The organism is Corynebacterium kalinowskii (assembly GCF_009734385.1).
In the GTDB taxonomy this organism is placed as follows: domain Bacteria; phylum Actinomycetota; class Actinomycetes; order Mycobacteriales; family Mycobacteriaceae; genus Corynebacterium; species Corynebacterium kalinowskii.
Map to the genome: position 1 here is coordinate 949,389 of NZ_CP046452.1, position 26,845 is coordinate 976,233.

Annotated in this window: 28 protein-coding genes and 1 riboswitch; of the genes, 25 read left to right on the forward strand and 3 right to left on the reverse strand. The window is 59.4% G+C overall.

What is annotated here, in order from left to right; genetic code table 11:
* The first annotated feature begins 203 nt into the window (after positions 1-203).
* From rho to CKALI_RS12265, 17 genes are all read left to right on the forward strand, one after another.
* On the forward strand, positions 204-2,183 hold the full coding sequence (gene rho / locus CKALI_RS04410; RefSeq protein WP_197079767.1) for a transcription termination factor Rho: 1,980 nt from the start codon (positions 204-206) through the stop codon (positions 2,181-2,183).
* The gene (prfA, locus tag CKALI_RS04415; protein WP_156192145.1) at positions 2,183-3,256 is read left to right on the forward strand and encodes a peptide chain release factor 1; all 1,074 of its coding nucleotides are present in this window, start codon (positions 2,183-2,185) and stop codon (positions 3,254-3,256) included. The genes rho and prfA overlap by 1 nt, the downstream gene beginning before the upstream one ends.
* On the forward strand, positions 3,256-4,092 hold the full coding sequence (gene prmC, locus CKALI_RS04420; RefSeq protein ID WP_156192146.1) for a peptide chain release factor N(5)-glutamine methyltransferase: 837 nt from the start codon (positions 3,256-3,258) through the stop codon (positions 4,090-4,092). Before prfA ends, prmC begins: the two co-directional genes overlap by 1 nt.
* A gap of 37 nt (positions 4,093-4,129) precedes the next feature.
* Positions 4,130-4,780, forward strand: coding sequence for an L-threonylcarbamoyladenylate synthase (locus tag CKALI_RS04425; protein ID WP_156192147.1), 651 nt, complete (start codon positions 4,130-4,132; stop codon positions 4,778-4,780).
* Positions 4,781-4,782: 2 nt separating this feature from the next.
* Positions 4,783-5,919, forward strand: a complete 1,137-nt coding sequence (locus tag CKALI_RS04430) for an MraY family glycosyltransferase (RefSeq protein WP_156192148.1) — start codon at positions 4,783-4,785, stop codon at positions 5,917-5,919.
* A gap of 10 nt (positions 5,920-5,929) precedes the next feature.
* Positions 5,930-6,340, forward strand: coding sequence for a hypothetical protein (locus CKALI_RS04435; RefSeq protein ID WP_156192149.1), 411 nt, complete (start codon positions 5,930-5,932; stop codon positions 6,338-6,340).
* A gap of 363 nt (positions 6,341-6,703) precedes the next feature.
* Entirely contained in the window at positions 6,704-7,516 is an 813-nt protein-coding gene (gene atpB / locus CKALI_RS04440) for a F0F1 ATP synthase subunit A (protein ID WP_156192150.1), read from the forward strand.
* A 100-nt stretch (positions 7,517-7,616) separates the two neighbouring features.
* Complete coding sequence (locus CKALI_RS04445; RefSeq protein WP_156192151.1) at positions 7,617-7,859, forward strand: ATP synthase F0 subunit C; 243 nt, start codon at positions 7,617-7,619, stop codon at positions 7,857-7,859.
* A 39-nt stretch (positions 7,860-7,898) separates the two neighbouring features.
* Positions 7,899-8,468 (forward strand): F0F1 ATP synthase subunit B, encoded by a 570-nt coding sequence (locus CKALI_RS04450; RefSeq protein WP_156192152.1) that lies wholly within the window; start codon positions 7,899-7,901, stop codon positions 8,466-8,468.
* Between the two features lie 5 nt (positions 8,469-8,473).
* Positions 8,474-9,292: a F0F1 ATP synthase subunit delta gene (locus tag CKALI_RS04455; protein WP_156192153.1), complete on the forward strand. Its 819-nt coding sequence runs from the start codon at positions 8,474-8,476 to the stop codon at positions 9,290-9,292.
* 56 nt (positions 9,293-9,348) lie between these two features.
* Complete coding sequence (gene atpA / locus CKALI_RS04460) at positions 9,349-10,989, forward strand: F0F1 ATP synthase subunit alpha (protein WP_156192154.1); 1,641 nt, start codon at positions 9,349-9,351, stop codon at positions 10,987-10,989.
* A gap of 56 nt (positions 10,990-11,045) precedes the next feature.
* Complete coding sequence (locus tag CKALI_RS04465) at positions 11,046-12,023, forward strand: F0F1 ATP synthase subunit gamma (protein WP_156192155.1); 978 nt, start codon at positions 11,046-11,048, stop codon at positions 12,021-12,023.
* Between the two features lie 3 nt (positions 12,024-12,026).
* Positions 12,027-13,475, forward strand: coding sequence for a F0F1 ATP synthase subunit beta (gene atpD / locus CKALI_RS04470; RefSeq protein ID WP_156192156.1), 1,449 nt, complete (start codon positions 12,027-12,029; stop codon positions 13,473-13,475).
* Positions 13,476-13,487: 12 nt separating this feature from the next.
* Positions 13,488-13,862 (forward strand): F0F1 ATP synthase subunit epsilon, encoded by a 375-nt coding sequence (locus CKALI_RS04475; protein ID WP_156192157.1) that lies wholly within the window; start codon positions 13,488-13,490, stop codon positions 13,860-13,862.
* 126 nt (positions 13,863-13,988) lie between these two features.
* Complete coding sequence (locus CKALI_RS04480; protein WP_156192158.1) at positions 13,989-14,441, forward strand: DUF2550 domain-containing protein; 453 nt, start codon at positions 13,989-13,991, stop codon at positions 14,439-14,441.
* A 1-nt stretch (position 14,442) separates the two neighbouring features.
* On the forward strand, positions 14,443-15,135 hold the full coding sequence (gene nucS, locus CKALI_RS04485; protein WP_156192159.1) for an endonuclease NucS: 693 nt from the start codon (positions 14,443-14,445) through the stop codon (positions 15,133-15,135).
* Positions 15,136-15,411 (forward strand): hypothetical protein, encoded by a 276-nt coding sequence (locus CKALI_RS12265; protein ID WP_231580530.1) that lies wholly within the window; start codon positions 15,136-15,138, stop codon positions 15,409-15,411.
* Here CKALI_RS12265 and mce read toward each other — a convergent pair.
* Positions 15,404-15,856: a methylmalonyl-CoA epimerase gene (gene mce, locus CKALI_RS04490; protein ID WP_156192160.1), complete on the reverse strand. Its 453-nt coding sequence runs from the start codon at positions 15,854-15,856 to the stop codon at positions 15,404-15,406. The two genes, CKALI_RS12265 and mce, sit on opposite strands and share 8 nt — an antisense overlap.
* A gap of 42 nt (positions 15,857-15,898) precedes the next feature.
* On the opposite strand from mce, the gene CKALI_RS04495 reads away from it, so the two are divergent.
* Both CKALI_RS04495 and CKALI_RS04500 read left to right on the forward strand, forming a co-directional pair.
* Complete coding sequence (locus CKALI_RS04495) at positions 15,899-16,198, forward strand: thiamine-binding protein (RefSeq protein WP_156192161.1); 300 nt, start codon at positions 15,899-15,901, stop codon at positions 16,196-16,198.
* On the forward strand, positions 16,191-17,024 hold the full coding sequence (locus CKALI_RS04500; RefSeq protein WP_156192162.1) for a tetratricopeptide repeat protein: 834 nt from the start codon (positions 16,191-16,193) through the stop codon (positions 17,022-17,024). The genes CKALI_RS04495 and CKALI_RS04500 overlap by 8 nt, the downstream gene beginning before the upstream one ends.
* On the opposite strand, the gene glgB is transcribed toward CKALI_RS04500, so the two are convergent.
* Positions 17,021-19,138, reverse strand: a complete 2,118-nt coding sequence (gene glgB / locus CKALI_RS04505; protein ID WP_156192163.1) for a 1,4-alpha-glucan branching protein GlgB — start codon at positions 19,136-19,138, stop codon at positions 17,021-17,023. The genes CKALI_RS04500 and glgB overlap by 4 nt on opposite strands.
* A 1-nt stretch (position 19,139) precedes the next feature.
* Positions 19,140-21,143 (reverse strand): alpha-1,4-glucan--maltose-1-phosphate maltosyltransferase, encoded by a 2,004-nt coding sequence (locus tag CKALI_RS04510; RefSeq protein WP_156193654.1) that lies wholly within the window; start codon positions 21,141-21,143, stop codon positions 19,140-19,142.
* A 49-nt stretch (positions 21,144-21,192) separates the two neighbouring features.
* On the opposite strand from CKALI_RS04510, the gene CKALI_RS04515 reads away from it, so the two are divergent.
* From CKALI_RS04515 to CKALI_RS04540, 6 genes are all read left to right on the forward strand, one after another.
* Complete coding sequence (locus CKALI_RS04515; protein WP_156192164.1) at positions 21,193-22,062, forward strand: ABC transporter ATP-binding protein; 870 nt, start codon at positions 21,193-21,195, stop codon at positions 22,060-22,062.
* Between the two features lie 11 nt (positions 22,063-22,073).
* On the forward strand, positions 22,074-22,835 hold the full coding sequence (locus tag CKALI_RS04520) for an NUDIX hydrolase (RefSeq protein ID WP_156192165.1): 762 nt from the start codon (positions 22,074-22,076) through the stop codon (positions 22,833-22,835).
* On the forward strand, positions 22,829-23,962 hold the full coding sequence (locus tag CKALI_RS04525; protein ID WP_156192166.1) for a THUMP-like domain-containing protein: 1,134 nt from the start codon (positions 22,829-22,831) through the stop codon (positions 23,960-23,962). Before CKALI_RS04520 ends, CKALI_RS04525 begins: the two co-directional genes overlap by 7 nt.
* Positions 23,962-24,741 (forward strand): electron transfer flavoprotein subunit beta/FixA family protein, encoded by a 780-nt coding sequence (locus tag CKALI_RS04530; protein ID WP_156192167.1) that lies wholly within the window; start codon positions 23,962-23,964, stop codon positions 24,739-24,741. The genes CKALI_RS04525 and CKALI_RS04530 overlap by 1 nt, the downstream gene beginning before the upstream one ends.
* A 13-nt stretch (positions 24,742-24,754) precedes the next feature.
* Positions 24,755-25,624 (forward strand): electron transfer flavoprotein subunit alpha/FixB family protein, encoded by an 870-nt coding sequence (locus CKALI_RS04535; protein ID WP_156192168.1) that lies wholly within the window; start codon positions 24,755-24,757, stop codon positions 25,622-25,624.
* A complete protein-coding gene (locus CKALI_RS04540; RefSeq protein ID WP_156192169.1) occupies positions 25,621-26,673 on the forward strand; it encodes a cysteine desulfurase family protein in 1,053 nt (350 codons plus the stop codon). Before CKALI_RS04535 ends, CKALI_RS04540 begins: the two co-directional genes overlap by 4 nt.
* Positions 26,670-26,828, forward strand: a riboswitch (cobalamin riboswitch). It overlaps the preceding gene by 4 nt.
* The last annotated feature ends 17 nt before the right edge of the window (positions 26,829-26,845 follow it).

Below are 26,845 nucleotides of genomic sequence, written 5' to 3' on the forward strand. Positions count from 1 at the left end.
GTTTTTGAAAAATCTCGCGTGCAGTAACGGCAGCGGGTCGGCTTCCCTTGATCTACTGCGACGCCGGATTCGGCGAGAATCACATTCTTCGTCACCTGCGTCATCTTTAGGTGCCATGCACCCAACAATGAAATCCACAGATGCTGCCAGGCTTACCTAAAACAGAACGGTAAGAACTACTGGTGAAGCGCGAAAGGACCTCTGTGACTCAAGCAGACAGCGCCGCACAAAACGACGGCGCTCCCATCAATCTCGTCGCACTCCGTATGCCAGAACTTCGTAAGATCGCAGAAGAACGAGGCATTCGAGGGATCTCCGGATTGCGAAAGTCGGAACTGATCGCCGCCATTCAATCAGGTGGCAAGTCCGCACCAGCTAACTCAGCTCCAGCGAAGCAGGAGCCAGCACCTGCACCGGCACCAGAAGTAGCCGAAACCGCCGAGGTCTCTGAGACCCGCGCTCCGCGTCGTCGTCGCGCAGCTGTCAAGACCTCTGAGGCCGCAGCGTCTGAGCCACAGCAGGCCGCAGTAGCAACGGAAGATTCTGCACAGGAAAACTCCGAGGAATCCGGCAACCAGAACGAGAACAAGTATGAGTCTCGCTCTGCTGCACGTCGCGCACGTCGCAACCGCGCCCGTTCAGCTCAGCGTGATGACAACCATCGTGAGGACCACCAGCGCGAGGACACGCCACGCGAGGAGTCTCAGGGCGATCAGGCGTCAGACAACGAGCGCCACGAGGCCAATGAGTCCCAGCGCTCTCACGAGTCGAAGTCTGAGCCAAGGCGCGACAATAGGTCTGACGACCAGGATCGTTCTGACTCCCAGAGCGAGGGGAACCACGGCGAAGGTAACTCCGACCGCGGCGATCGGGGAGATCGTGGCGACCGTCGTGGCCGTCGCAACCGTCGTGAGCGTGGCCGTGGCCGCCGTGACCGCGACAACCGCGAACCACGCGATTCTCGCGATTCTCGCGACAACAACGATGAAATCCGCGAAGACGACGTTTTGCAGCCGGTAGGCGGCATCCTCGACATTGTGGACAACAACGTCTCCTTCGTTCGCACGACCGGCTACCAGGCTGGCCCTGCCGACGTTTTTGTCACCCAGCAGATGATCCGCAAGTTCGGCCTGCGTCGCGGCGACGCTATCACTGGCCAGGTGAAAATGCCTCGTGATGGCCAGGGCCACCAGGGAGGCAACCGTGGCCGCCAGAAGTACAACGCCCTCGTGCGCGTGGATTCCGTCAACGGAAAGCCTGTGGAAGAAGCTCGCAATCGTCCCGATTTTGCCAAGCTGACTCCGCTGTACCCGAACCAGCGCCTGCGCCTAGAAACGGATCCAAAGATCCTGACCACCCGTGTGATCGACCTGATCATGCCGATTGGTAAGGGCCAGCGCGCCCTGATCGTCTCCCCGCCTAAGGCCGGTAAGACCACGATCCTGCAGAACATTGCCAACGCGATCGCTACCAACAACCCTGAGTGCTACCTCATGGTCGTCCTGGTAGATGAGCGTCCGGAAGAAGTCACGGACATGCAGCGCAGCGTGAAGGGTGAAGTCATTGCTTCTACCTTCGACCGCCCACCAGGAGAGCACACCGCGGTGGCGGAACTCGCCATCGAGCGTGCAAAGCGCCTGGTAGAGCAGGGGCAGGATGTTGTCGTGTTGCTTGACTCCATCACCCGTCTGGGCCGTGCCTACAACAACAGCTCCCCAGCATCCGGTCGTATCCTGTCCGGCGGTGTGGACTCCAACGCGCTCTACCCACCAAAGCGCTTCCTCGGTGCTGCCCGCAACATCGAAAACGGTGGCTCCCTGACGATCATTGCCACCGCTATGGTCGAGACTGGCTCCGCCGGCGATACCGTGATCTTCGAAGAGTTCAAGGGCACCGGCAATGCCGAGCTCAAGCTGGACCGTAAGATCTCCGAGCGTCGCGTCTTCCCAGCCGTGGATGTTAATCCATCTGGCACCCGTAAGGACGAGCTGCTCCTGGTTCCAGAAGAAGCCCGCATTATGCACAAGCTGCGTCGCATCCTCTCTGCGCTGGATAACCAGCAGGCGATCGACTTGCTGATCAAGCAGCTGAAGAAGACGAAGTCCAACGGCGAATTCCTCATGCAGGTTGCGTCCTCGGCTCCGATGGCAGCAGATGCTAGCGATGAGGAGGAATACTCCTAATGGCATCTGAAGTTTCAGTTGTTGATGACATCCTCTCTGAGTACCAAGGCCTAGAGGCCCAGATGCAGGATCCGGAGTTTGCCAACGATCCTGCGCGGGTGCGCAAAGCCGGAAAGCGCTACTCGGAGCTCCAGCCAGTCATCAATGTTTATCGTGAGCTGAAGCAAGCCAAGGAAGACCTCGCTGAGGCGAAAGAACTGGCCTATGAAGACCACGACTTCCAGCCAGAGGTTGACCGGCTGGAGCCACGCGTGCTCGAGCTGGAAGAGCAGCTCACCGACCTGCTCGCGCCACGTGACCCACACGATTCGGAAGACATCGTGATGGAGATCAAGGCCGGTGCTGGTGGCGAAGAAGCAGCACTCTTCGCTGGCGACCTGCTGAAGATGTACCAGAAGTACTGCGAGAAGCACGGTTTTTCCACTGAAATTCTCGGCTTGGCAGAATCCGATCTCGGTGGAGTCAAGGACATCACCTTGTCTATCAAGTCCAAGACTCCGTCTCGCGATGGTGCCTGGAGCGTCTTCAAGTTCGAAGGTGGCGTGCACCGCGTGCAGCGCATCCCTGTGACCGAATCGCAAGGACGCATCCAGACCTCGGCCGCAGGTGTATTGGTATATCCGGAACCGGATGAAGTGGAAGACGTCGAGATCGATGAGAAGGATCTTCGTGTTGACGTCTACCGTTCCTCCGGTAAGGGCGGCCAGGGCGTGAACACCACGGACTCCGCAGTGCGCCTGACGCACCTGCCAACGGGTTTGGTTGTGACCTGTCAGAAGGAACGCTCTCAGATTCAGAACAAGGCTCGCGCGATGCAGGTTCTGGCAGCGCGTCTGCAAGCTTTGCAAGAAGAAGCTGCCGATGCAGAAGCCGCCGAAGGTCGCGCCGCCCAGGTGCGCACCATGGACCGCTCCGAGCGCATCCGCACGTACAACTGGCCGGAAAACCGCATCTCCGACCACCGCATCAACTACAAGTCCAACAACTTGGACTCCGTACTGAACGGTGACATGGACGACCTGTTCTCCGCGCTCCAAGCTGCAGACCGCGCCGCCCGCCTCGAAGCTGAGTAATGACATCCATCAGACAAGCAGCAGCCACTCTCGCAACCGCGGGGGTGGCTTCGCCGCTTAACGACGCCCGGATCCTCGCCGCACACGTTCTCGGGTGCGAACCCATGGAGCTCATCCTGCACGATCAAGAGGCATTGCCACTTCTCTTCGAGGAACTCGTGCAGCGCAGGGCCCAACGCGAACCACTTCAACACATTCTCGGTACCGCTCCTATGGGACACCTTGACCTCCAAGTTGGCCCCGGGGTTTTTGTGCCCCGGCCGGAAACTGAACTGGTGGGGGCGTGGACGGTCGAGAGGCTGCGGGGGATGGGCGTCGAAAAGCCTCGCGTGGTCGATCTTTGTACCGGCAGTGGCACGCTGGCCTGCTACATTGCGTCGTTGATTCCCGAAGCCCAAGTGACCGCGGTGGAGTTGGATGAGGCCGCTAGACAGTGGGCTCTGAAGAACGTGGCCGATTTGGGCCTGGGCGTGACCGTGGTCGCCGGTGATGCTACCGACCCGCAGCTCCTGCCAGACTTGCAGGGCACAGCCGACGCTGTGGTCTCGAACCCACCGTATGTTCCCGAAGGCACTCCCATTGAGCCTGAGGTCCAGGCCGACCCGCACCACGCTGTCTTTAGTGGTGGCACGGGCATGGATGTTATCGAGAAAATGGTTCCTATCGCGGCGCGTATGCTGCGCGTAGGGGGAGTACTATCCATCGAACACGATGATTCGACCGCCGATCTTGTTTGCGCCGTGTTGGCTCAGCAACATTGCTTTGGAGAGATCACCTCGCATCAGGATTTTGCGGGACGAGATCGCTACGTCACCGCTGTGAAGACTTCCGAGTAAGCTATTCGTTTGATTAACTAGACCAAAGGAGACACTAGTGAGCCGAATTTACGACTGTCAGGATCCAGCAACCCGCGCACTTGGCCTGAGGGCCGCCACAGATGCTGTGCGCTCGGGTCGGCTCGTCGTACTCCCGACGGACACCTTGTACGGACTCGGCTGTGACGCCTTCGATAACCACGCGGTAGCTTCGCTGCTCCAGACTAAGCATCGTGGTCCAGATATGCCCGTGCCGGTACTAGTTGGCTCCTGGGACACCATCCAAGGGCTGGTCCACACCTATTCCGACCAAGCTCGCACTCTGGTGGAGGCATTCTGGCCTGGTGGACTGTCTATCGTCGTCCCGCAGGCGCCTTCGCTGACGTGGAATCTTGGCGATACCCGCGGCACCGTCATGCTCCGCATGCCACTGCACCCAGTAGCCATCGAGCTGCTGCGTGAGACGGGCCCGATGGCAGTGTCCTCGGCAAATATCTCCGGCAGCACTCCACCGACCACAGCGATCGCCGCGAAGCAGCAGTTGGGGAACGCGGTTAACGTCTACCTCGATGGTGGCGAGTGCGCGGTGGGCAAGCCATCGTCCATCGTGGATCTCTCCGGCGAGCATCCAAAGCTACTCCGCGAAGGCGCCATCACCGCGGCAGAGATTGCCGAAGTTTTGGGAGTGGAACCAGAGAGCCTGCGCTAGCAATGGGAACCGGGGCAGTGGGCGTACCGCTGCGAGAGATTGCACTGGTCATCGTCGTCGCAGCAGCGGTAACTTTCCTGACCACCGGAATTATTCGGTACATCATGGTGCGCTTTGGGAAGCTTTCCGAAATCCGCGAACGTGATGTCCATACCGTGCCCAAGCCACGCCTGGGCGGGGTAGCGATGTTTTCCGGATTCTTGTCAGCGGTCTATCTTGCTGGGCAGCTGCCTGCGCTCACTCGAGGATTCAAACCAGTTACCCCAGAAATGGATGCGGTGGTGTGGGCCGGGTTCATCATCGTGTTAGTGGGCGTGCTCGATGACATCTTCGAACTCGATGCCGTCACCAAGCTGTTCGGGCAGCTCGCCGGTGCGGTTGTGATGAGTCTGTTGGGCCTGTCCTGGACCCTGTTGTACTTGCCTGTCGACGGCGGCACGACGCTCGTGCTCGACCAAGTCCAGTCTACTGTCTTGACAACGGTGTTCACGGTCATGCTGATCAATGCGATTAACTTTGTCGACGGCCTGGACGGTCTGGCCGCTGGGCTTGGGATGATCGCGGCCCTGGCGATCCTGGCATTTTCGCTGACCGTCCTCTACGACCAAGGGGGCACTGTCTCCGCCTATCCGCCGGCCATCATTGCCGCGGCACTCGTCGGGATGTGCTTTGGTTTCCTGCCGCACAACTTTGAGCCCGCCCGCATCTTCATGGGGGATTCCGGCTCGATGCTCATCGGCCTGATGCTTGCTGCTGCGGCGACCTCGGCTTCCGGCAAGATCAACATGAGTCTTTATGGCGCTGCGGACATCGTGGCCGTCATGTCGCCGATCATCGTCGTTGTCGCGGCGGTTTTTGTGCCGACCTTGGATCTGGTCATGGCGATCGTCCGCCGATTGTCCAAGGGGCAGTCGCCGTTCACAGCTGACAAGATGCACCTGCATCACCGGTTGCTAGCTCTGGGGCATTCGCATCGACATGTCGTGCTGGTTTTGTATGGTTGGGTTACCGTTGTTGCTTTCGGGGCTGTGGGCTTCACCGTATTCCCGGCTCGGGTCGCGTTGATTGGCATCGGCATCGGTATTGCGCTGGCGATTGTGTGGACCGTCATCCCGCTGCGTCGATCACGAGTGCGGTAGGGTAGCACCCGTGAAAAGTGAGTATGACGACCATAAGCGCCCATTGCTGCGCGCACTGAAGTACGGCTGGATCAGCCTGATCGTGGCCACCATCATTTCCCTCGCGGTGTGGGGTGCAATGCGAGACCTTCCCGGCATATGGGGGGTAGCGCTCGGCGCGTCGATAGGCGGCGGCTTCATGCTCCTGACAGTGCTGAGTGTTCTGGCAACCTCCAATACCACTGCAGCGACGACTGGTGCTGTCGTGCTTGGCAGTTGGCTGTTCAAAATCATCATTCTGCTGTTTGTGCTGTTCATTCTGCGCGGTCAGGATTTTTATGATCGTCTCGCTTTTGTCGTGACCGTGGTTCTCGCGCTGGTTGTCGTGCTCGCCAGTGAGGTGTGGGGCGTCATCACCACCAAGGTCACCTACGTTCAATAAACCGTTGTTTTTGTACCCCCGAATATGTCGAACTTCCATAGTTGTGATTCACCTTACAACTGGCGAAATCCCCGGTCACTGACTCTTTCTTTATTTGGGTGGGAAAAGGATATAACTACCCCCCACTTAACTTGGGTAAAACTCGATCAGTCCTGCTAGTGTGCTTAACGGGCAACCTCCATCATGATCCGCATGGCATTTCGAATGCGGGGAAGCGACTGGTGGTTTCTCCGCAGGTTCACTTTGATGATGTGCGACGGAGTCCAAAGTGAATCGGGACAGATTTTTAGACCTCCATCGCACCGCTTTTCCGAAAAAGCGGCCCGAACACGGGAGAGAACGCTGAGCGTTACAACTTTGTCCATGAAGGGTGAGTTTCACGCACCTAATCTGGACCATGAACTTTTCCCGGGGCATGTGACTAGTGACGGAAATGTCGTGGGCCTGTGGCTCACCGATATCGCCAACAACTGGTTCGTACTTGATCGTCTGATGCTGATTCGTCTTCTGATGACTCTCATCCTCGCGGTCTTTTTCGTTATCGCAATGCGAAGCCCGAAGCTCATCCCTTCTGGCATGCAGAACTTTGCAGAACTCTGCCTTGACTTCGTGCGTATCCACATCGCCGAGGACATCCTTGGAAAGAAGGAGGGTCGTCGGTTCCTTCCGGTTATCGCGACCATCTTCTTCCTGGTCCTCTTCATGAATGCGCCGACCGTCATTCCTGGTTTGAACATCTCGCCAAACGTACGTATTGGTATGCCTCTCGTACTGGCACTGTTCGGCTACGTTGTCTTCATCTACGCCGGCGCCAAGCGCTACGGCTTCTTCAAGTACATGAAGTCCTCCGTGGTCATTCCAAACCTGCCACCACTGCTTCACATCCTGGTGGTTCCTCTTGAGTTCTTCTCAACGTTCATCATGCGACCTGCCACGCTGACCTTGCGTCTCATGGCGAACATGCTGGCTGGTCACGTCATTCTGGTACTGCTGTTTTCTGCCACGAACTTCTTCTTCTGGCAGTTCAATGGCTGGACCGCAATGTCCGCCGTGACCATCCTGGCCGCGATTGCGTTCACGCTGTTCGAGATTCTGGTCGTCTTCCTGCAGGCATACATTTTTGCCCTGCTGGTTGCCGTCTACATCGAGCTGTCGCTGCACGCAGACGAACACTAACCCCGCGGGGCTCGCAAGAGCTCCACACCTTCTGAAAATCAACACATACCATTCGCTTCTCGAGAAAATCTCGGAAGCACCCAGAAAGGGAACGACAACAATGAACGAACTGATCCTCGCTCAGGACGCTGCTGGCATGACCGGTAACATCGCCACCATCGGCTACGGCATCGCTACCATCGGCCCAGGCCTCGGCATCGGCATCCTCGTTGGTAAGGCTCTCGAGGGCATGGCACGCCAGCCAGAGATGGCCGGCCAGCTCCGTACCACCATGTTCCTGGGCATCGCTTTCGTTGAAGCTCTCGCCCTGATCGGCCTTGTCGCCGGCTTCATCCTTGTTTAATAGCAACAGACTTCGATAGCTATAGAAAGCACAAGGATTATGACGAACGTCATCACTTATCTCGCGGCCGAGGGAGGTGGACTGCCTCTCGAAAAGGGCAACTCCGCACTTCTTCCGGCTCCATACGACATCGTCTGGTCCCTCATTCCGCTCTTCGTCGTCCTGTTCATCTTCGGCAAGCTCGTACTGCCGAAGTTCCAGGAGGTCCTGGCTGAGCGTGAGGACCGGATCAAGGGGGGCATCCAGCGCGCAGAGGCTGCACAGGCCGAGGCAAAGGCTGCCCTTGAAAAGTACAATGCACAGCTCGCTGAGGCTCGCGCCGAGGCTGCTCAGATCCGTGAAGAAGCCCGTGAAAAGGGCAAGCAGATCATCGCTGAAATGCAGGCAGAGGCTGTTGAAAACAGCAACCGCATCATTGCAGCAGGCGAAAAGCAGCTCGAAGCACAGCGCCAGCAGGTTGTCAGTGAACTGCGTCAAGAAATGGGCCAGAACTCCATCAATCTGGCTGAGCGCCTCATCGGCGAGCAGCTGTCCGACAACGTTAAGCGTTCCGGAACGATCGATAAGTTCCTGTCCGAGCTCGACACTGTGGCTCCGGCCGGAAAGTAGGCGACATGCACGCAGCTAGCCGCGAAGCACTGACGAAGACCGGACAGACTCTGGATCAGTGGATCCAGAACTCTGACCAGGCGATCGCAGCTGCATCCCAAACCGGTGCTGAATTGTTTAGCATCGTTGAGGTTCTTGACGGCGACCGTGGCTTGCGTGTCGCTGTGGCAGATTCGTCTGTCACCGCTGAGCAGCGTTCGGGCCTGATGCGTGCTGTCTTCGATGGAAAGGTTTCCCAGATGACTCTGGACCTGGCCGTCGAAGCAGCCAAACTCATCTGGTCTACTCCCCGCGAGTTCCGTACGGGACTCGTAGAGCTGGGCCGCCGCGCCCTGCTTCGCTCTGCTGAAAAGCAGGGCCAGCTGAACCAGGTTGAAGATGAACTCTTCAGCCTTGGCCGCATCCTCAAGGATGAGCCACAGTTGGCACAGCTATTGGGAGACCGCAACACGAAGGCTGACCGCAAGCGCGAGCTTTTGGCCAATGTTCTCTACGGCAAGGTAACTGCCGTTACGGAGACGCTGGCTAAGCAGGCAGTCGGACGCGCAGAGGCAAACCCAATCGACGACCTGGTAGCCCTTGCCGGTACCGCAGCTGCGCTGCGTGGCAAGGAAGTTGCAGTAGTCGCCTCGGCGGAGCCACTGGACGCGATTCAGGCTGATCAACTGGCAGCCAAACTGAGCCGAATTTACGGTCGTGAGATGAGCATCCACACTGAGGTTGATCCCAGCCTCCTCGGTGGACTGGTCATCCGCGTTGGCGACGAAGTAATCGACGGAAGCACCTCGGGCAAGCTCGAGAAGCTCCGCACGAGCCTCGTCTAAACACGACTAATAGAAGACATAAATTGCTGGAAGAAACAACCGAGAGCAGGAAGAACATGGCGGAGCTGACGATCTCCTCCGATGAGATCCGTAGCGCGATTGCGAACTACACCTCGAGCTACTCCCCGGAGGCCTCCCGTGAGGAGGTCGGCGTGGTCATTTCGGCAGCTGACGGTATTGCCCAGGTTTCTGGTCTGCCGTCTGTTATGGCGAATGAGCTGCTCGAGTTCCCGAACGGCGTCATCGGCGTCGCACAGAACCTCGATACTGACCGTATCGGCGTTGTAATTTTGGGTAACTACGAGACTCTTACCGAGGGCGACGAAGTAAAGCGGACCGGCGAGGTCCTTTCCATTCCGGTCGGAGATGCATTCCTCGGCCGCGTAATGAACCCACTGGGTATGCCAATCGATGGCCTTGGCGCCATCGAGAAGGAAGAAGATCGCGTACTGGAACTGCAGGCACCTTCCGTGCTGCAGCGCCAGCCGGTCGAAGAACCACTGGCAACCGGTATCAAAGCCATCGATGCGATGACCCCAATCGGTCGTGGTCAGCGCCAGCTGATCATTGGTGACCGTAAGACTGGTAAGACTGCAGTCTGCATCGATACCATCCTGAACCAGAAGGCAAACTGGGAGTCCGGCGACGTTGACAAGCAGGTTCGCTGCATCTATGTCGCTATTGGTCAGAAGGGCTCGACCATTGCCGCAGTTCGCAAGACCCTCGAAGAGCACGGCGCTCTGGAGTACACCACCATCGTGGCAGCTCCAGCCTCTGACTCCGCCGGCTTCAAGTGGCTCGCACCATTCGCAGGTGCAGCACTGGGTCAGCACTGGATGTACCAGGGCAAGCATGTCCTGGTCATTTACGATGATCTGACCAAGCAGGCAGAAGCCTACCGTGCGATTTCCCTGCTGCTGCGCCGCCCACCAGGCCGCGAAGCATACCCAGGCGACGTGTTCTACCTGCACTCCCGTCTGTTGGAGCGTGCTGCAAAGCTTTCCGACGACATGGGCAAGGGCTCCATGACGGCACTGCCGATCATCGAGACGAAGGCAAACGACGTTTCTGCCTTCATTCCTACCAACGTGATTTCCATTACCGACGGCCAGGTCTTCCTCGAGTCCGACCTGTTCAACCAGGGTGTTCGCCCAGCAATTAACGTCGGTGTGTCTGTTTCCCGTGTTGGTGGCGCTGCTCAGACCAAGGGTATGAAGAAGGTTGCAGGTTCCCTGCGTCTTGACCTCGCTTCTTACCGTGACCTCGAAGCATTCGCTGCGTTCGCTTCTGACCTGGATGCTGCATCCAAGGCTCAGCTGCAGCGTGGTCAGCGCCTGGTCGAGCTGCTCAAGCAGTCCGAGAACTCTCCTCAGCCAGTGGAATACCAGATTGTTTCCATCTTCTTGGCTGGCGAAGGCCACTTCGATAACGTTCCCGTCGAAGATGTCCGTCGCTTCGAAGTAGAGCTCCAGGACTACCTGAAGCAGCACGCTGCAGGTGTCTACGAGCAGATCGCCGGCGGTGCTGCACTGTCCGACGAGTCCAAGCAGGCTCTGATCTCCGGTACCGAGGATTTCAAGCGAATCTTCGTGACCACCGATGGCACCCCCGTCGTCGGCGAGCCTGAGGAAGCCGCTCTTGCCGAGGGCGACCTCGGCAAGGAGAAGCTGACCGTCTCCCGCAAGGTGAAGAAGTAAGCAATTACTTCGCAAACAATTCACTTTATGAGCAATAGAAGGGAGGCGTAAATACCATGGCTAATCTTCGCGAACTTCGCGACCGCATTAAGTCGGTCAAGTCAACGAAGAAGATCACCAAGGCTCAGGAGCTGATCGCAACTTCGCGAATCACCAAGGCTCAAGGACGAGTTGAGGCATCCAAGCCGTATGCAGATGAAATCCGTAAAGTTACGGAGACTCTGCTTGCGGCGAGTACCCTCGACCACCCGATGCTGCGTGAACGTGAAAACGGCAAGCGTGCTGCCATCTTGGTGGTATCCAGTGACCGCGGCATGGCCGGCGGTTACAACTACAACGTCTTCAAGAAGACCCGTGAACTACGCGCTCTGCTTGAGGAAAAGGGTTACGAGATCGTAACCTACGTGACCGGCAACAAGGGTGTTGGTTACTACAAGTTCCGTGGTGTTGAGGTTGCTGGTGCTTGGACCGGCTTCTCTCAGGACCCGGGCTACAAGGACACGCACGACGTGCGTCGCCACCTGATCGACGGCTTCATCGCAGGATCTAACGGCACTGCAAAGTACCGTGAGGGTCTCAATGTCGCTGAAGGCGAAGAGATTCAGGGCTTCGACCAGGTTCACGTGGTGTACACCAAGTTTGAGTCAATGCTGACCCAGACTGCAACGGCTCACCAGCTGCTGCCAATCGAGCCTGTCATCGAAGATGAGGAGCTTGACTTCAAGGAAGGTATTCTCGCTGATCCTGGCGAGATTCACTCCGATGTCGAGTTCGAGCCAGACCCAGACACCCTGTTGGCAGAACTTCTGCCAAAGTATGTGTCTCGCAGCCTGTACGCATTGATGCTGGAATCTGCTGCATCTGAATCTGCATCGCGTCGAAACGCAATGAAGTCCGCAACCGACAACGCAACGGCGTTGGTTAACGACCTCTCCCGCGTGGCAAACCAGGCACGTCAGGCTCAAATTACCCAGGAAATCACAGAGATCGTCGGTGGCGCCGGTGCGCTCGCCGAAAGCGGAGAAAGTGACTAGATTATGACTACAGCTCTTGCAGAGCAGAACGCACAGCCAGGCGCATACGCCTCTGGCCGTGTCGTGCGTGTCATCGGTCCGGTCGTCGACGTGGAATTCCCGCGTGGCGAGCTGCCGGCCCTGTTCAACGCACTGACTGTTGAGGTCACCCTCGAAGCAGTCGCAAAGACCATTACCCTCGAGGTTGCTCAGCACCTCGGCGACAACCTGGTTCGTGCCGTTTCCATGGCACCTACCGACGGCCTCGTTCGCGGCGTAGAGGTGAAGAACACCGGTCGTCCGATTTCCGTCCCAGTTGGCGACATCGTTAAGGGCCACGTGTTCAACGCACTCGGCGACTGCCTCGACGATCCACAGCTGACCGAAGGTGCAGAGCGTTGGGGTATCCACCGCGACCCACCTCCATTCGACCAGCTCGAAGGTAAGACCGAGATCCTCGAGACCGGCATTAAGGTCATCGACCTGCTGACCCCTTACGTTAAGGGCGGCAAGATCGGCCTGTTCGGTGGTGCAGGTGTGGGTAAGACCGTCCTGATTCAGGAAATGATTACCCGTATTGCACGTGAGTTCTCCGGTACCTCCGTCTTCGCAGGTGTTGGCGAGCGTACCCGTGAGGGCACCGACCTCTTCCTCGAAATGGAAGAGATGGGCGTTCTCCAGGACACCGCACTTGTGTTCGGCCAGATGGACGAGCCTCCTGGAGTCCGTATGCGCGTGGCTCTGTCCGGTCTGACCATGGCGGAGTACTTCCGCGATGTTCAGCACCAGGACGTGCTGCTCTTCATCGACAACATCTTCCGCTTCACCCAGGCTGGTTCTGAGGTTTCCACGCTGCTCGGCCGTATGCCTTCCGCAGTGGGTTACCAGCCAACCCTGGCTGACGAGATGGGTGTTCTCCAGGAGCGCATTACCTCCACCAAGGGCAAGTCGATTACGTCCCTGCAGGCCGTTTACGTCCCTGCCGACGACTACACCGACCCAGCTCCTGCAACCACCTTCGCCCACCTGGACGCCACCACGGAACTTGACCGTGGTATCGCTTCCAAGGGTATCTACCCTGCAGTGAACCCACTGACCTCTACCTCTCGTATCCTCGAGCCAGGTATTGTCGGTGAGCGTCACTACGAGATCGCGCAGCGCGTGATCCGTATTCTGCAGAAGAACAAGGAACTCCAGGACATCATCGCCATCCTTGGTATGGACGAGCTGTCTGAAGAGGACAAGATCACCGTGGCTCGCGCTCGTCGTCTCGAGCGCTTCCTGGGCCAGAACTTCTTCGTCGCAGAGAAGTTCACCGGTATCCCTGGTTCTTACGTGCCACTCGAGCACACCATTGACGCTTTCGAGCGTATCTGCAACGGTGAGTTCGACTCCTACCCAGAGCAGGCATTCAACGGCCTCGGCGGTCTCGACGACGTCGAAGCTGCCTACAAGAAGCTCACCGAGAAGTAAGGGGCGCACGCCATGTCTGATATCACCGTTGAATTGGTTTCCGTCGAGCGCAAGCTGTGGTCTGGCCAGGCCAAGATCGTCACTGCGCAGACGACCGAAGGTGAGATCGGCGTGCTGCCTGGTCACGAACCAATGCTTGGCCAGCTGGTCGAGAATGGCGTCGTTACCATTCGCCCGGTGGACGGCGGCAAGCTTACCGCTGCCGTCCAGGGTGGTTTCCTTTCGGTTGGAACCGACAAGGTCACCATTTTGGCTGACTATGCCATCTGGGCTGACGAGGTCAACTCCTCTGAAGCCGAGTCGGCACTGACTGCTGCTGTGGATGAATCTTCGAAGGCACGCGCCGAAGCAGAACTCCGCGCGGTTCGCCGCGCACAGGAAGCCTAGTCTTTCTTAACAAGAAGCCCGCCTTTTGGTGGGCTTCTTTGCATTGCAGGGCTTTTCGACGCCACCGAAGTGCTTTCGCATTTTTGCTGCCACGTGCACTACAATGCTTACAAAAGGAGGAGTGCCATGGAGATTGTCGGTTGGCTATTCATAGCCCTGTTTGTGCTGATCAGTCTTCTCGCTTTGTGGCGCTTCCTCGGCCTGCGTGCCCAGGGAACCCAGGTATTGATTCGCCGAATGCCTTCCCGGGATACTCGTGGGTGGCGACACGGTGTAATCCGTTATCGGGGTGATCTTCTCGATTTTTACCAGCTTCGTTCGGTGTCTCCCAAGCCGGATGTGACGTTTGAGCGTAGTGGATTTGCGCTGAAGGGTCGTCGTGAGCAGACGACTTTTGAGCAGAGGTTCATGGAATCAAACCGCAGGATCTTGGTCGTTGAGACCAAACGTGGGGAGTTCGAGTGGGCAGTTGACTCCCACACTGAGATGGCCTTGCTAGCCTGGGTAGAATCCGCCCCAACGCAGCCATTGCAGCGGATGGATGTGAAGACCGCACAAAAGTACTTTAAGGACAAATAAATTGCGTCTTGTGATCGCCCGATGTGTAGTTGACTATGTCGGGCGCTTGGAGTCTCATCTGCCTGAGGCCAAGCGTCTACTGCTCGTGAAGGCCGATGGTTCGGTGAGCGTGCATGCCGACGACCGCGCCTACAAGCCTCTGAACTGGATGACTCCGCCGTGTTACCTCACGGAGCAGCCTGTGCTTGATCTAGAGGGCACTGATACCGGCGAGCAGCTGTGGATTGTGGAGAACAAGAAGGGGGAGCAGCTGCGCATCACGATCCGCGAGATTTTCGCGGATGTTGAGCACGAGCTGGGAGACGACCCAGGCTTGGAGAAGGACGGTGTGGAGGCACACCTGCAGGAGCTGCTTGCGGAGCACATCAGCACCCTTGGCGATGGCTACAGCCTCATTCGTCGCGAGTATCCGACCGCCATCGGTCCGGTTGATATTTTGTGCCGGGATTCCCAAGGCACGACGGTTGCCGTCGAGATCAAGCGTCGGGGCGGTATCGACGGCGTCGAACAGCTCACTCGCTACCTCGAGCTGCTCAACCGCGACGAGCTCTTAAAACCCGTCCAGGGCGTCTTCGCCGCTCAGGAGATCAAGCCCCAGGCTCGCACTCTCGCTGAAGACCGTGGCATTCGCTGCGTGGTACTGGACTACCAGAACCTGCGGGGCATCGAGTCCGACGAGTTGCGCCTGTTTTAAATGGCTAAGCGCAGCAACAAGTACCACCGGCCACCGCCACGGGAATTGCCCAAGGACGGGGCAGCGTTTTGGGGTACGCGCACGCAGACCGACAGATTCGGCGTCGAGTACTTAGTCCGTCAGATGGGGGCCAGCCGGGCAACAAAGTTCTATATTTGCCCGGGCTGCAATCAAAATATCCCGCCCGGGATCGCCCACGTGGTGGCGTGGGAACCCGGACGGGAAGACGACCGCCGGCACTGGCATAAGCCGTGCTGGCAGCGGTGGATTACTTAGGCTCGGTGATCTCGAGCAGCACGCCGCCGGCATCCTTCGGGTGAACGAAGTTGATGCGTGCGCCGCCGGTGCCGATCTTTGGTTCTGGGTAGAGCAGGCGAACGCCGTTGCTACGCAGGTGCTCGGAGAGTGCGTCCATGTTGTTGGTGCGCAGGCACATCTGCTGCAGGCCTGGGCCCTTCTTCTCGATGAACTTAGCAATGGTTGACTCTTCGTTCAGCGGAGCCAGCAGCTGGATCATGCCGTCGCGCTCGGTCATATCCTTAGGACCGATCATGGCCTCGCGGACGCCCTGCTCCTCGTTGACCTCTTCGTGGTGGTTGACCCAGCCGAAAGCAGAACGGTAGAACTCGACGGCAGCGTCGAAGTCAGGGACGGCGATGCCGACGTGGTCCAGGCAAACAACGTACTCGTGCGGAATTTCGATAGATGCAATATCAGACATGCTCCCAAGTTTAGTGTCCGCTTGGACACTATGCTTGGGTTCATGATTATTGCTTTTTCTGTTGCCCCCGCGGTAACCAACGAGAACGCTGAGATGGCCGATGCCGTCGCTGAGGCAGTGCGCGTCGTGCGCGAATCGGGCCTACCCAATGAGACGAATGCGATGTTCACGCTGGTCGAAGGGGAGTGGGATGAGGTGATGGACGTCGTCAAGCGTGCGACGGAGGCGGTGTCCAAGGTGAGCCCGCGCACCTCCCTGGTTCTCAAGGCCGACATCCGCCCGGGGCATGAGGGGCAGTTAACGCGCAAGGTTGCAGCAGTGGAGGAGAGGCTCAATGGCTAATTTTGTGGATCTGGCAGAGGTTAAGGCGCGCGCGGAGGCGAAGGCTGCGGCCACGAACACCGAGGTCGCGACAACCACGACCGTGACCCAGGACAACTTTGAGGCCACGCTCGGCCTGTCGATGAAGGTGCCGGTCATCGTGCTCATCGGTACGGCCCGCAGTGAGGAGTCTGAGGCCCTCAAGCACAATCTGAGTACGTTGGCGGCGCAGGCCAACCGCACCTGGCTTTTCGCGTATGTCGATGCCGATACCACCCCGCAGATCGCCCAGGCCTTCGGCATCACGGGCCTGCCCACCGTCATCGCGCTTGCCGACGGCCGTCCCCTCGCCAACTTTGAAGGCGGCCAGCCACTCGAGGCACTGCAACAGTGGACAGTCGCAGTCGTCAATGCGGTGGCCGGAAAACTACCGGGACTGGGCGAGGAGAAGCCGGAGGATCCACGGCTCACCGAGGCAGCGGCGCTGGTCGATGCTGGCGAGTTTGAGGCGGCGATTCAGGCCTATGATGCGATTCTCGCGAAGGAACCGGCCAATAAAGATGCCAAGACTGCTCGTGACAATGCCAAGCTGGTGATGCGCCTGGCGACGGCTGCTGGCGACCCAATCTCGGAAGCAGCTGCGGACCCGACCGATGTAGAAAAGCAGCTATCGGCAGCCGATGCCGAGATCGCCGTAGGGAAGGTTCAAGAAGCGTTTGACCGCCTCATTCAGCTGTTGCCGAACGAGACGGTCAAAAAGCGACTGCTCGAGTTGTACTCCGTTTTCGAGCCGGGCGACCCTCGTGTGAAGGCCGCCCGGACGAAGATGGCTATGAAGCTGTTCTAGCCATCCCAGCGGTACCACTGCGCGGACATTGCGGGTACATGCAGTGTCATGCAATGTGGGTAACCGTCCCACTGGCCGTCGTGAGCCCACACCGAGAACGGCAGATCATTACCGGCACCGCCGTAGACTGCATCATCGGTGTTAATGACGCGGGTCCAGGTACCGCCGTGAGGCACACCGAAGGTGTAGTGCGGCTGAGAGTTGCCACCTAGGTTGAGGACGCACAGGTACGTCTGGCCATCTTTGCCGTAGCGCAGGTAGGCGAGGATGTTGTTCATGGCATCGTCAGACTTGGCCCAGCCGAAGCCCTCCGGGATATTGTCCTGCGTAAACAGGGCAGGAGACTCCTGGTAGACCAAGTTGAGGTCGCGAACCAGACGCTGGATGCCGCGGTGGTACTCGGACTCCCAGCCTTCGAGGTTGTGCCAGTCGAGGGAGTGCGCTTCGGTCCATTCCTGAACCTGGGCGAACTCCTGGCCTTGGAACAGCAGCTGCTTGCCTGGGTGAGACCACATGTAGGCGAACAACGTGCGTACGCCAGCGGCCTTGTTCCACGCATCGCCTGGCATACGGGTCCACAGGGAACCCTTGCCGTGGACGACTTCGTCGTGGGAGATCGGCAGGCAGAAGTTCTCGCTGTACTGGTAGATCATGGAGAACGTGATATCGCCGTGGTGGTGGCTACGGTGGATGGGATCCTTGGAGAAGAATTCCAGGGTGTCGTTCATCCAGCCCATGTTCCACTTGAGGGAGAATCCGAGGCCGCCGTGTTCGGTCGGTGCGGTCACGCCCGGCCAAGAGGTGGATTCCTCGGCGATGGTGAGCACACCAGGGTAGAGCTTGTGCACGGTGGCGTTCATTTCCTGCAGGAACTGGACAGCTTCCAGATTTTCGCGGCCGCCGTACTGGTTAGGTGCCCACTCGCCTTCGTTGCGGGAGTAGTCGAGGTACAGCATGGAAGCGACGGCATCCACGCGCAGGCCGTCGAAGTGGAACTCCTCCAGCCAGTACAGGGCGTTGGCCACCAGGAAGTTGCGGACCTCGGCGCGACCGAAGTCGAAGACGAGGGTGCCCCAGTCCTTCTGCTCGCCGCGACGCCAGTCCGGGTGCTCGTAGAGCGCGCGGCCGTCGAAGCGGGCCAAGGCCCAGTCATCCTTCGGGAAGTGGGCTGGGACCCAGTCGACGAGGACACCGATTCCGCGAGCGTGGAAGGCGTCGATAAGTGACTTCAGCTCATCCGGGGTGCCCCAGCGGGAGGTCGGAGCGTAGTAACCGGAGACCTGGTAGCCCCAAGAACCGCCGAATGGGTGCTCGGACACCGGCATGAACTCAACGTGAGTAAAGCCCTGCTCAGCGACGTAATCGACGAGCTCGGTGGCCATGTTCGCGTAGGAGAGGCCTTCCTTCCAGGAACCGAGGTGAACCTCGTAGACGCTCATTGGCTTCTCGGAAACCTCAGTGCGGGACTGGAGCCATTCGTCATCGTTCCACTCGTACTCCGAGGAAGTGACGACGGAGCCGGTCGCAGGCGGCACCTCGGCCTTGCGAGCCATCGGGTCAGCCTTGTCGCGGCGGTGGCCCTCCGGGGTCTGCACAGCGTACTTGTATACCGCGCCCTCGCCGATACCCGGCAGGAACAGTTCCCAGACACCGGAGCTGCCCAGTACACGCATCGGGTGCTGGGCTGCATTCCAACCGTTGAAGTCGCCAACGACCGCAACACCAGAAGCGTTCGGAGCCCAGACCGCAAAGGAGGTGCCTGCAACGCCATCGACGGTGCGAACGTGGGAGCCGAGTGCTTCCCACAGGCGCTCGTGGCGGCCCTCGCCGATGAGGTAGATGTCGGTCTCGCCCAGAGTCGGCAAGAAGGTGTATGGGTCCCGGGTGACGATGCTCGAGCCTGGCCACGTGATCTGAAGCTCGTAAGTACCCTCAGGGACTTCGCCTTCGAACATGTCATTGCCCACGGGCTCGAGGTCGTAGGACTGGCCGTCGATAAGCGCTGCTACCTTGACGGCGCCGATCTGACGGGTGCGAACCTTGCCATCGTGACGACCGTACAAAGAGTGCGGGTCGTGGTGCTGGCAGTTCAGCAGTCGAGAAAGGTCAGTCATATCAGCTCCTGTATTCGTTAACTTCGCGCCAAGCGAGTGCTTCTCGACGCTCTTCAGGGATCTCTGGCAGTACGAAAATGTGAGCAACATCGTCCCACGGACGCAGTTCGACGTAATTCTCTGCACCCCATTCGTACACGTTTCCGGTGACCTGGTCGCGGACTGGGAAGCTTCCGGTCATACCGAGCTTGTCCAGATCCAGGCGGACTCGGCCGGACTGGGCGTTGTAGGAATCGAGGTTGATCACCACGAGGACGCAGTTACCTGTGAGGGCATCGACCTTGGAGTACGCCATGATCTGGTCGTTATCTACCTCGTGGAAGTGGATCGAGCGCAGCTGCTGCAGCGCAGGCTGCTCGCGGCGAATCTTGTTCAGCTTGGTAAGGAACGGCTGTAGTGTGCCTGTGGCGTTGTAGTTGCGTGGGCGCAGCTCGTACTTCTCGGAGTCCAAGTACTCTTCGGAACCTGGCTTGACGGCCTCCCACTCGAAGAGTTCGAAACCGGAGTACACGCCCCACAGTGGGGACAAGGTGGCGGCCAGGGCGGCGCGGATCGCGAACATCGCAGGTCCGCCGGTCTGTAGGGAAGCGTGCAGGATGTCCGGGGTGTTGACGAAGAGGTTCGGGCGGGAAATGTCAGCCATGTTGGCGATTTCCTCACCGAATTCCGTCAGTTCCTTCTTCGTGGTCTGCCACGTGAAGTAGGTGTAGGACTGGGAGAAACCGATTTTGGCCAGGCCGTACAGGCGTGGGCGACGGGTGAAAGCTTCGGCCAGGAAGATGACCTCAGGATGATCCTCGTGCACGGTCGCGATCAGCCATTCCCAGAAGTTCGCTGGCTTGGTGTGCGGGTTGTCCACGCGGAACGTCTTCACGCCACGCTCCACCCAGAACAGCACCACACGCAGGATCTCCTTGTAAATACCCTTCTGATCATTATCAAAGTTCAGCGGGTAGATGTCCTGGTACTTCTTCGGTGGGTTCTCGGCGTAGGCGATGGTGCCGTCGGGCAGCACGGTGAACCACTCTGGGTGAGCGGCAGCCCATGGGTGATCCGGGGCGCACTGCAGCGCCAGGTCCAGGGCGATCTCGATGTCGAGTTCCTCCGCCCGGGCAATGAGGGCATCGAAGTCCTCAAGGGTGCCGAGCTTCGGGTGCACGGCATCGTGCCCGCCATCCTTGGAACCGATTGCCCAAGGAGAACCGACATCTGTCGCCGAAGGAGTGAGGGTGTTGTTGCGTCCCTTGCGGTTGATCTCGCCGATCGGGTGAATCGGTGGGAAGTAGACGGTGTCAAAGCCCATGGCCTTCACGCGATCTAGTTCCTTGGCGGCGGTGGCGAAAGTGCCGTGGACCGGGTTTCCTTGGTCGTCCCAACCACCGGTGGAGCGTGGGAAGAACTCGTACCAAGAGCTCACGAGAGCCTTGCGACGCTCGACCAGGATAGTGCTGGTCTGGCCACGGGTGAGCAGATCACGCAGCGGGTGAGTGTTGAGGATGCCGGAGACTTCCTTGGTGAAGGCCGGGACAATGCGTGCGCGCAGGTCACTGGTCGAACGCAGCGATTCGGATACCGCGGTCAGGGTATCGCGGTGCACCTTTGGTGCGCCGGAGGCAGCACGCTCAAACAACTGGGCACCGATCTCGATATCGTTGGCCAATTCCTCGGGGGACTGGCCGGCTTCGATCTTGGCCGTCACAGCGTGCTTCCAAGTGGCAATCGGGTCGCTCCAGACGTCGACACGAACGGTCCAAATTCCCGGGACATCGGGGACGAAGATGCCGTGCACCTGGTCTGGGTCTTCGCCGCGAGACATGATCGTGCGCATGGTTTTGGCAGCTACCGCCGAATCCTCTGGGCCCTTGACATTGAGGGTAGCGGAGAGTGCGTCATGCCCCTCGCGCCAGGCCAAGGCGAACACTGGCACTACTTCACCCACAACGGCCTTGGAAGCTCCCCCCAACAAATTAGGGCGTACGTCATCGATGCCGAGTCGTCCGGTCATCATTCATCCTTTCGCGCGCGTGCATTACTCAATCCAGAGTAGGTGAGCGGTGTCGATCGCACACGGCAACCGGATTGTGATCCATGATGGTGGGGTGAGCGAATACAACCCAGATCTGATCATTGACTTCGAGGATGTCACCTTCGTGCGGGATAACTGCACGTTGTTGGGGCCGGTGTCCTGGCAGGTAGAACTTGATGAGCGGTGGGTGATCATCGGCCCGAACGGCGCAGGCAAGACCACCTTGATGCGACTAGCAGGCGCTGAGGAATACCCGTCTGGGGGTACCGCGTATCTCATGGGTGAACGCATCGGAAAGACCGATATGCGGGACCTGCGCACGATGATCGGAGTCTCCTCGTCCGCACTCGGCGCCCGCATCCCGAAAGAGGAAACGGTGGAGGACCTGGTGGTCTCCGCTGCCTATGCAATTCTGGGTCGGTGGCGCGAAGAATACGACCAGATGGACTTCGACCAAGCGATGGAGATCCTCGAGCGCGTCGGCGCGCTCCACCTAGTCAAACGCACCTGGGGCACCCTCTCCGAAGGCGAGCGCAAGCGCGTCCTCATCGCCCGCGCGCTCATGACCAACCCCGAGCTTTTGCTTCTCGACGAACCCGGCGCAGGTCTCGACCTCGGCGGCCGCGAGGACCTCGTCGGCTACCTCGGCGAACTTGCCCTGGATGCGGACGCGCCGGCGATCGTGATGATCACCCACCATGTGGAGGAGATTCCGTTCGGGTTCACGCACGCGATGTTGCTGGACGAAGGCGAGGTCGTGGCGCAGGGGCTTATCGACGACGTCCTCACGAGTGAGAATCTCACCCAGACCTTTCACCAGCAGATTCAGCTTGACCGCATCGATGATCGCTACTTTGCCCGTCGAATTCGGGGCCAAGGGACGCACCGAAAAGGTTAGACTTAACGCTTATGAAAGGAATCCGAGGAGCCAAGCTTGCAGCAACTGTGCTGCTCGTCCGAGATTCTGCAGTGGGCATGGAAGTCTATGTGCAGGAGCGTGTGGCAGAGATGCCGACGTTTCCCAACACGACGGTCTTTCCCGGTGGTGGCCTGGATGAACGCGACCTCGGATACGGCGATGGTATCGAGTGCGCCCGCTGGGGGAATCTACTCGGCGTTGAACCCGATCTGGCGCATGGCTTGGTCATGGCCGCCGTGCGCGAAGTGTTTGAAGAGACCGGTATTTTGATGGCGCGCGATGCAGCGGGCAACCTTATTTCCGATGCAGTGCCGTATCACCCGGCGCGGGTTCCACTGGAAAGCCATGAGCTGTCTTTCACCGATTTCCTGCGTGACAACGACCTTAAGGTAGCCACCGACCTGTTGTATCCCTTCGCACGTTGGGTGGGGCCGGGCGCAACCAATCCGAAGTTCGACACTTTTTCCTTTGTGGCTGAAGTTCCCCTGGGCCAGATGCCCAAGGGGGATACCCGTGAAGCATCGTCTACGGGCTGGTTCCTGCCCTCTGTGATTCTCGGCGGGTGGAAGACCGGATTGCTCCGCCTGGTGATTCCGACCTGGTCTCAGCTCAATGCGCTGTCCCAGTTCCGCACTGTCGCAGAACTTGAAGACACGCTGTCCAATGTCGATATGACTCCGATCATCGGAGACCCCACCGACCCCTGGTTCGCAGACTTCTTCCTTCACGGAGATATCCCGGAGCGATTTTGATCAATCTCGACGAGGCCCGATACCTCATCTCGCGAACCATCGACCTCTGCCCAGAAACTGACCCGCTCCGGCGCGCCGCCCTCCTCAAAGAGCAGCATGGCTCCTATGGTCGCGCGGTTGCCGAGCTTCTCGACGCCCGGTCCAAAGGCAAACTCCCGGCCGAGTGGTTCATGGATAGCGACAGCGCCCAACAGGCCACCCCACTGGAGGTAGCGCGCATTCGCTTCGAGCGGATCCGCCGCATTTTGGGCGACCCGCTGGTCCACGACGTCACCTGTTCCATCGGCACGGAAGGCGCTGCGTGCCTGGCTGAGGGGCTGCGCTACGTTGGTTCCGACCTTTCGCTGCCACGCTTGGTAATGGCCAGGGCCAATGTCAACGCCCCATTCTTCCAAGCCGATGCTCTTGCCCCGTGCACGACGGCCGACGTCATCGTTGCTGACCCGGCGCGCCGGGCGGGAGGTAGGCGCATTAAGGACCCGGAGCAGCTGCTCCCGCCTTTGTCATCCCTCCTTGGTGCATACGAGCAGCACTTGGCTGTCAAATGCGCGCCAGGGCTGGACTTTTCCGACTGGGGCGGACTCGTCTCGCTGGTCAGTGTTGACGGTGGTGTGAAGGAAGCCTGCCTCTACACAGCAGGACTCGCTGAAGGAGCGCGCCGCGAGGCCGTGGTGATTCGGGGCGGGGGCGTCGATAAGCTCAGTGACCTCATGCCTTCCGAGGATGAAATGGCGGCACCTCACGGTAAGTACCTCATCGACCCGGACGGGGCCGTGGTACGCGCCGGGCTGGTGCGTCAGTTCGCGGTGCGGGAGGGGCTGTGGATGCTGGATGAACGCATCGCCTATCTGACCGGCGACCGGATTCCGGAAGGGTACAGTGGTTTCCCGATTCTCGAGCAGGTGCCGCTGAAGAAGCTCAAATCGGCGCTGGCAGCGCACGATCCGGGGTCTCTCGAAATTCTGGTGCGGGGAGTAGACGTGGATCCAGATGCCTTGCGCAAGAAGTTGCGGCCGCGCGGGAGTCGTCCGATGGCGGTCGTGGTAACTCGGATTGGTACGCAGGGGGTGGCACTCATCTGCGAGGCGCGCCGAGTAGGATCGTCTAAAAACGTATTGGAGGAATAATGCCCGCAATTGTGGTGCTGGTGAAGAATGTGCCAGACACGTGGTCGACCAAGACCCTGAACCCCGATTACACGCTCCACCGCGAAGGTGTGGATGAGGTTATCGACGAAATTAACGAGTACGCGGTCGAACAAGCATTGCGGATCAAGGAAGCCAACCCTGGCTTTGAGGTGGTAGCCCTCACCGCCGGTCCTTCCCGCGCTCAGGAAGCGCTGCGCAAGGCGCTGGCCATGGGCGCAGACCGGGCAATTTTGCTTTCCGACGATGCCCTCGCAGGTTCCGACGTCCTCGGCACCGCCTGGGCCCTGACCAACGCCATCAACGCCGTGGGCGATGTGCAGCTTATCGTGACCGGTAATGCTTCCTCGGATGGTGCGATGGGTGCGCTGCCAGGCATTCTGGCCGAGTACCGCCAGATTCCTTCCCTGACCAATTTGTTGTCCGTTTCTGTGGCTGACGGTGTGGTTTCCGGCGTGAAAGATGCCCCAGAAGGCACGTACGAGCTGCGGGCGAACTTGCCTGCACTGATTTCCGTGACGGAAAAGACGGATAAGCCACGCTTCCCGAACTTCAAGGGCATCATGGCCGCCAAGAAGGCCGAGATTACCGTGCTCGATGTGGCCGCCATTGGTGTCGCTGCGGAAAACGTTGGCCTGGCCCACGCTGCCACTGCGGTCACCGCTGCCTCCGAGCGCCCATCCCGCGATGGCGGCGAAATGGTGTACACCGATGGCGCCGAGCGCATCTACCAGTTCTTGACCGACGAGAAGCTTATCTAGGAGTTTTTGGATCATGACCTACGTACTTGCTTCCGGCGACCACACTCTTGAGCTGATTGCTGCAGCTCAAACACTCGGCGATGTCACCGTCGTCGCGTTCGATGACGCCACCTACCCAGTCCCGGTTATCCGCTGCTCGGGCGAGGGCCGCGTCGTGATGCCGGCCGTGGATGCCCTTTCCATCCTGGCCGCGCAGAGCCCACAGCCGATCGTCCTGCTGGCCGATTCCCTCGGCAATGAGATCGCAGGCCGCCTTGCCGCGCGTCTGGCTTCCGGCGTGCTGACCAATGTGGTGGGTATCAACGCCGATCGCACCGCCGCTTTGTCCATCTTTGGTGATTCTTACGAGGTCACCGCTGCAGTCGGTGGCAACAGCCCGATCTACACCGTGCGTCCAGGTTCCGTGGCACCAATCGCGCCTGGTTCTGCCAGCGTGACCACGATGGAGCTGCCAGCTGCTGGCGTCATGGATGCCCAGGTTGTCGGTTTCACCCCAGCCGTTGCCGGTGGTCGCCCAGACCTGTCCACCGCCAAGGTCGTCGTTTCCGGCGGCCGCGGCGTTGGGCCTTCCGGTTTTGAGGAGCTCGTCGAGCCGCTTGCCGACGCACTCGGCGGCGCAGTCGGCGCAACTCGCGACGCAGTGGATGACGGCGCCTACCCGGGTCAATACCAGGTGGGGCAGACCGGCGTGACTGTGTCTCCAGACCTGTACATCGCCATCGGCATCTCCGGTGCCATCCAGCACACCTCGGGCATGCAGACCTCCAAGAAGATCATCGCAATCAACAATGACGAGGATGCGCCGATCTTCAAGATCGCTGACCTTGGCATCGTCGGCGACGCCACTGAGGTTGTACCGGAGCTGCTGAACAAGCTGCGATGAGCTACTTCGACCACGCCGCCACCTCGCCGCTGCGCGCCGTCGCGCGTCAGGCGTGGGTAGAAGCATCGACCTACAACCCGGGCGGGCAGTATGCGCTCGGGCGTAAGGCGCGCGCCGCCGTCTCCCAGGCACGGGAAGACATCGCCGAGCTGCTGGATTGCGAGCCCATCGAGGTCATCTTCACCGCCTCTGGAACCGAGTCCAACAACATCGCGCTGCGCGGGCTGTACCGCGAAGGCACCGTGCTCGCCAGCCCCATCGAGCATCCATCGGTGGCGGAAGTGCTCAAGATGCTGCCAGTGAGATACCTGCCGGTGTCCGCGTCTGGGCATGTACAGCCGAGCTACGACGGCGAATCCATGATCACCTGCATGCTGGCCAACAACGAGACCGGCGCAATTCAGCCGGTAGCGGAGCTGGCTTCCTATGGGGTGCCGTTGCACGTTGATGCCGTGCAAGCCATCGGGCACATCCCGGTGTCTTTCCGACAGCTCGGGGCGACCACTTTGACGGTGGCCGCACACAAGTTTGGCGGGCCACGAGTGGGATTGTTGTTGGCCCGCCGCTCGCCGGCGTTGACTCCTTACTTGGTGGGTGGTGGTCAGGAACGTGGGATCCGTCCGGGAACTGTCGATGTGGCGGGCGCTGTAGCAACGGCAGCGGCCTTGAAAGAAGCCTGCGCGGAGATGAAAGCAGAGACCATCCGCCTGGCTGCGCTACGCGACAGGATCCAAGCGGGGGTAGCTGGTATCTGCAATACGCATGAACCAGCATTGCCCGGACATCTTTCGATGAGTTTTCCTGGTGCGCTGGGCGATAGCCTCATCATGCTGCTGGACATGCATGGCATTGCCGCTTCTACGGGTTCTGCCTGCTCCAATGGTGTCAACCGGGCTTCCACCACACTGCTAGCTATGGGCGTTTCCGAGGATCTGGCTAAATGCACCTTGAGGTTTACTTTAGGTGCCACGACAACAGCCGAGGACGTCGATAAGCTGCTTGCGATCCTGCCCGAGGTTGTCTCCCAAGCGCGCACCGCCGGGTTGTAGGCTGGATGTGCTGCAATGCTTACGGGAATTTTATAGCGGCCCTCGCCACTGTACGTGTTCGCTTGAGCCCGCCGTAGTCACTGGGAAACTGGGAAGGCTACGGCATTCGTGCGATGAACATCAGCCAGGAGACCGATTGCAGCTTCCTGTACATCATGGGTCTGTGAGATGG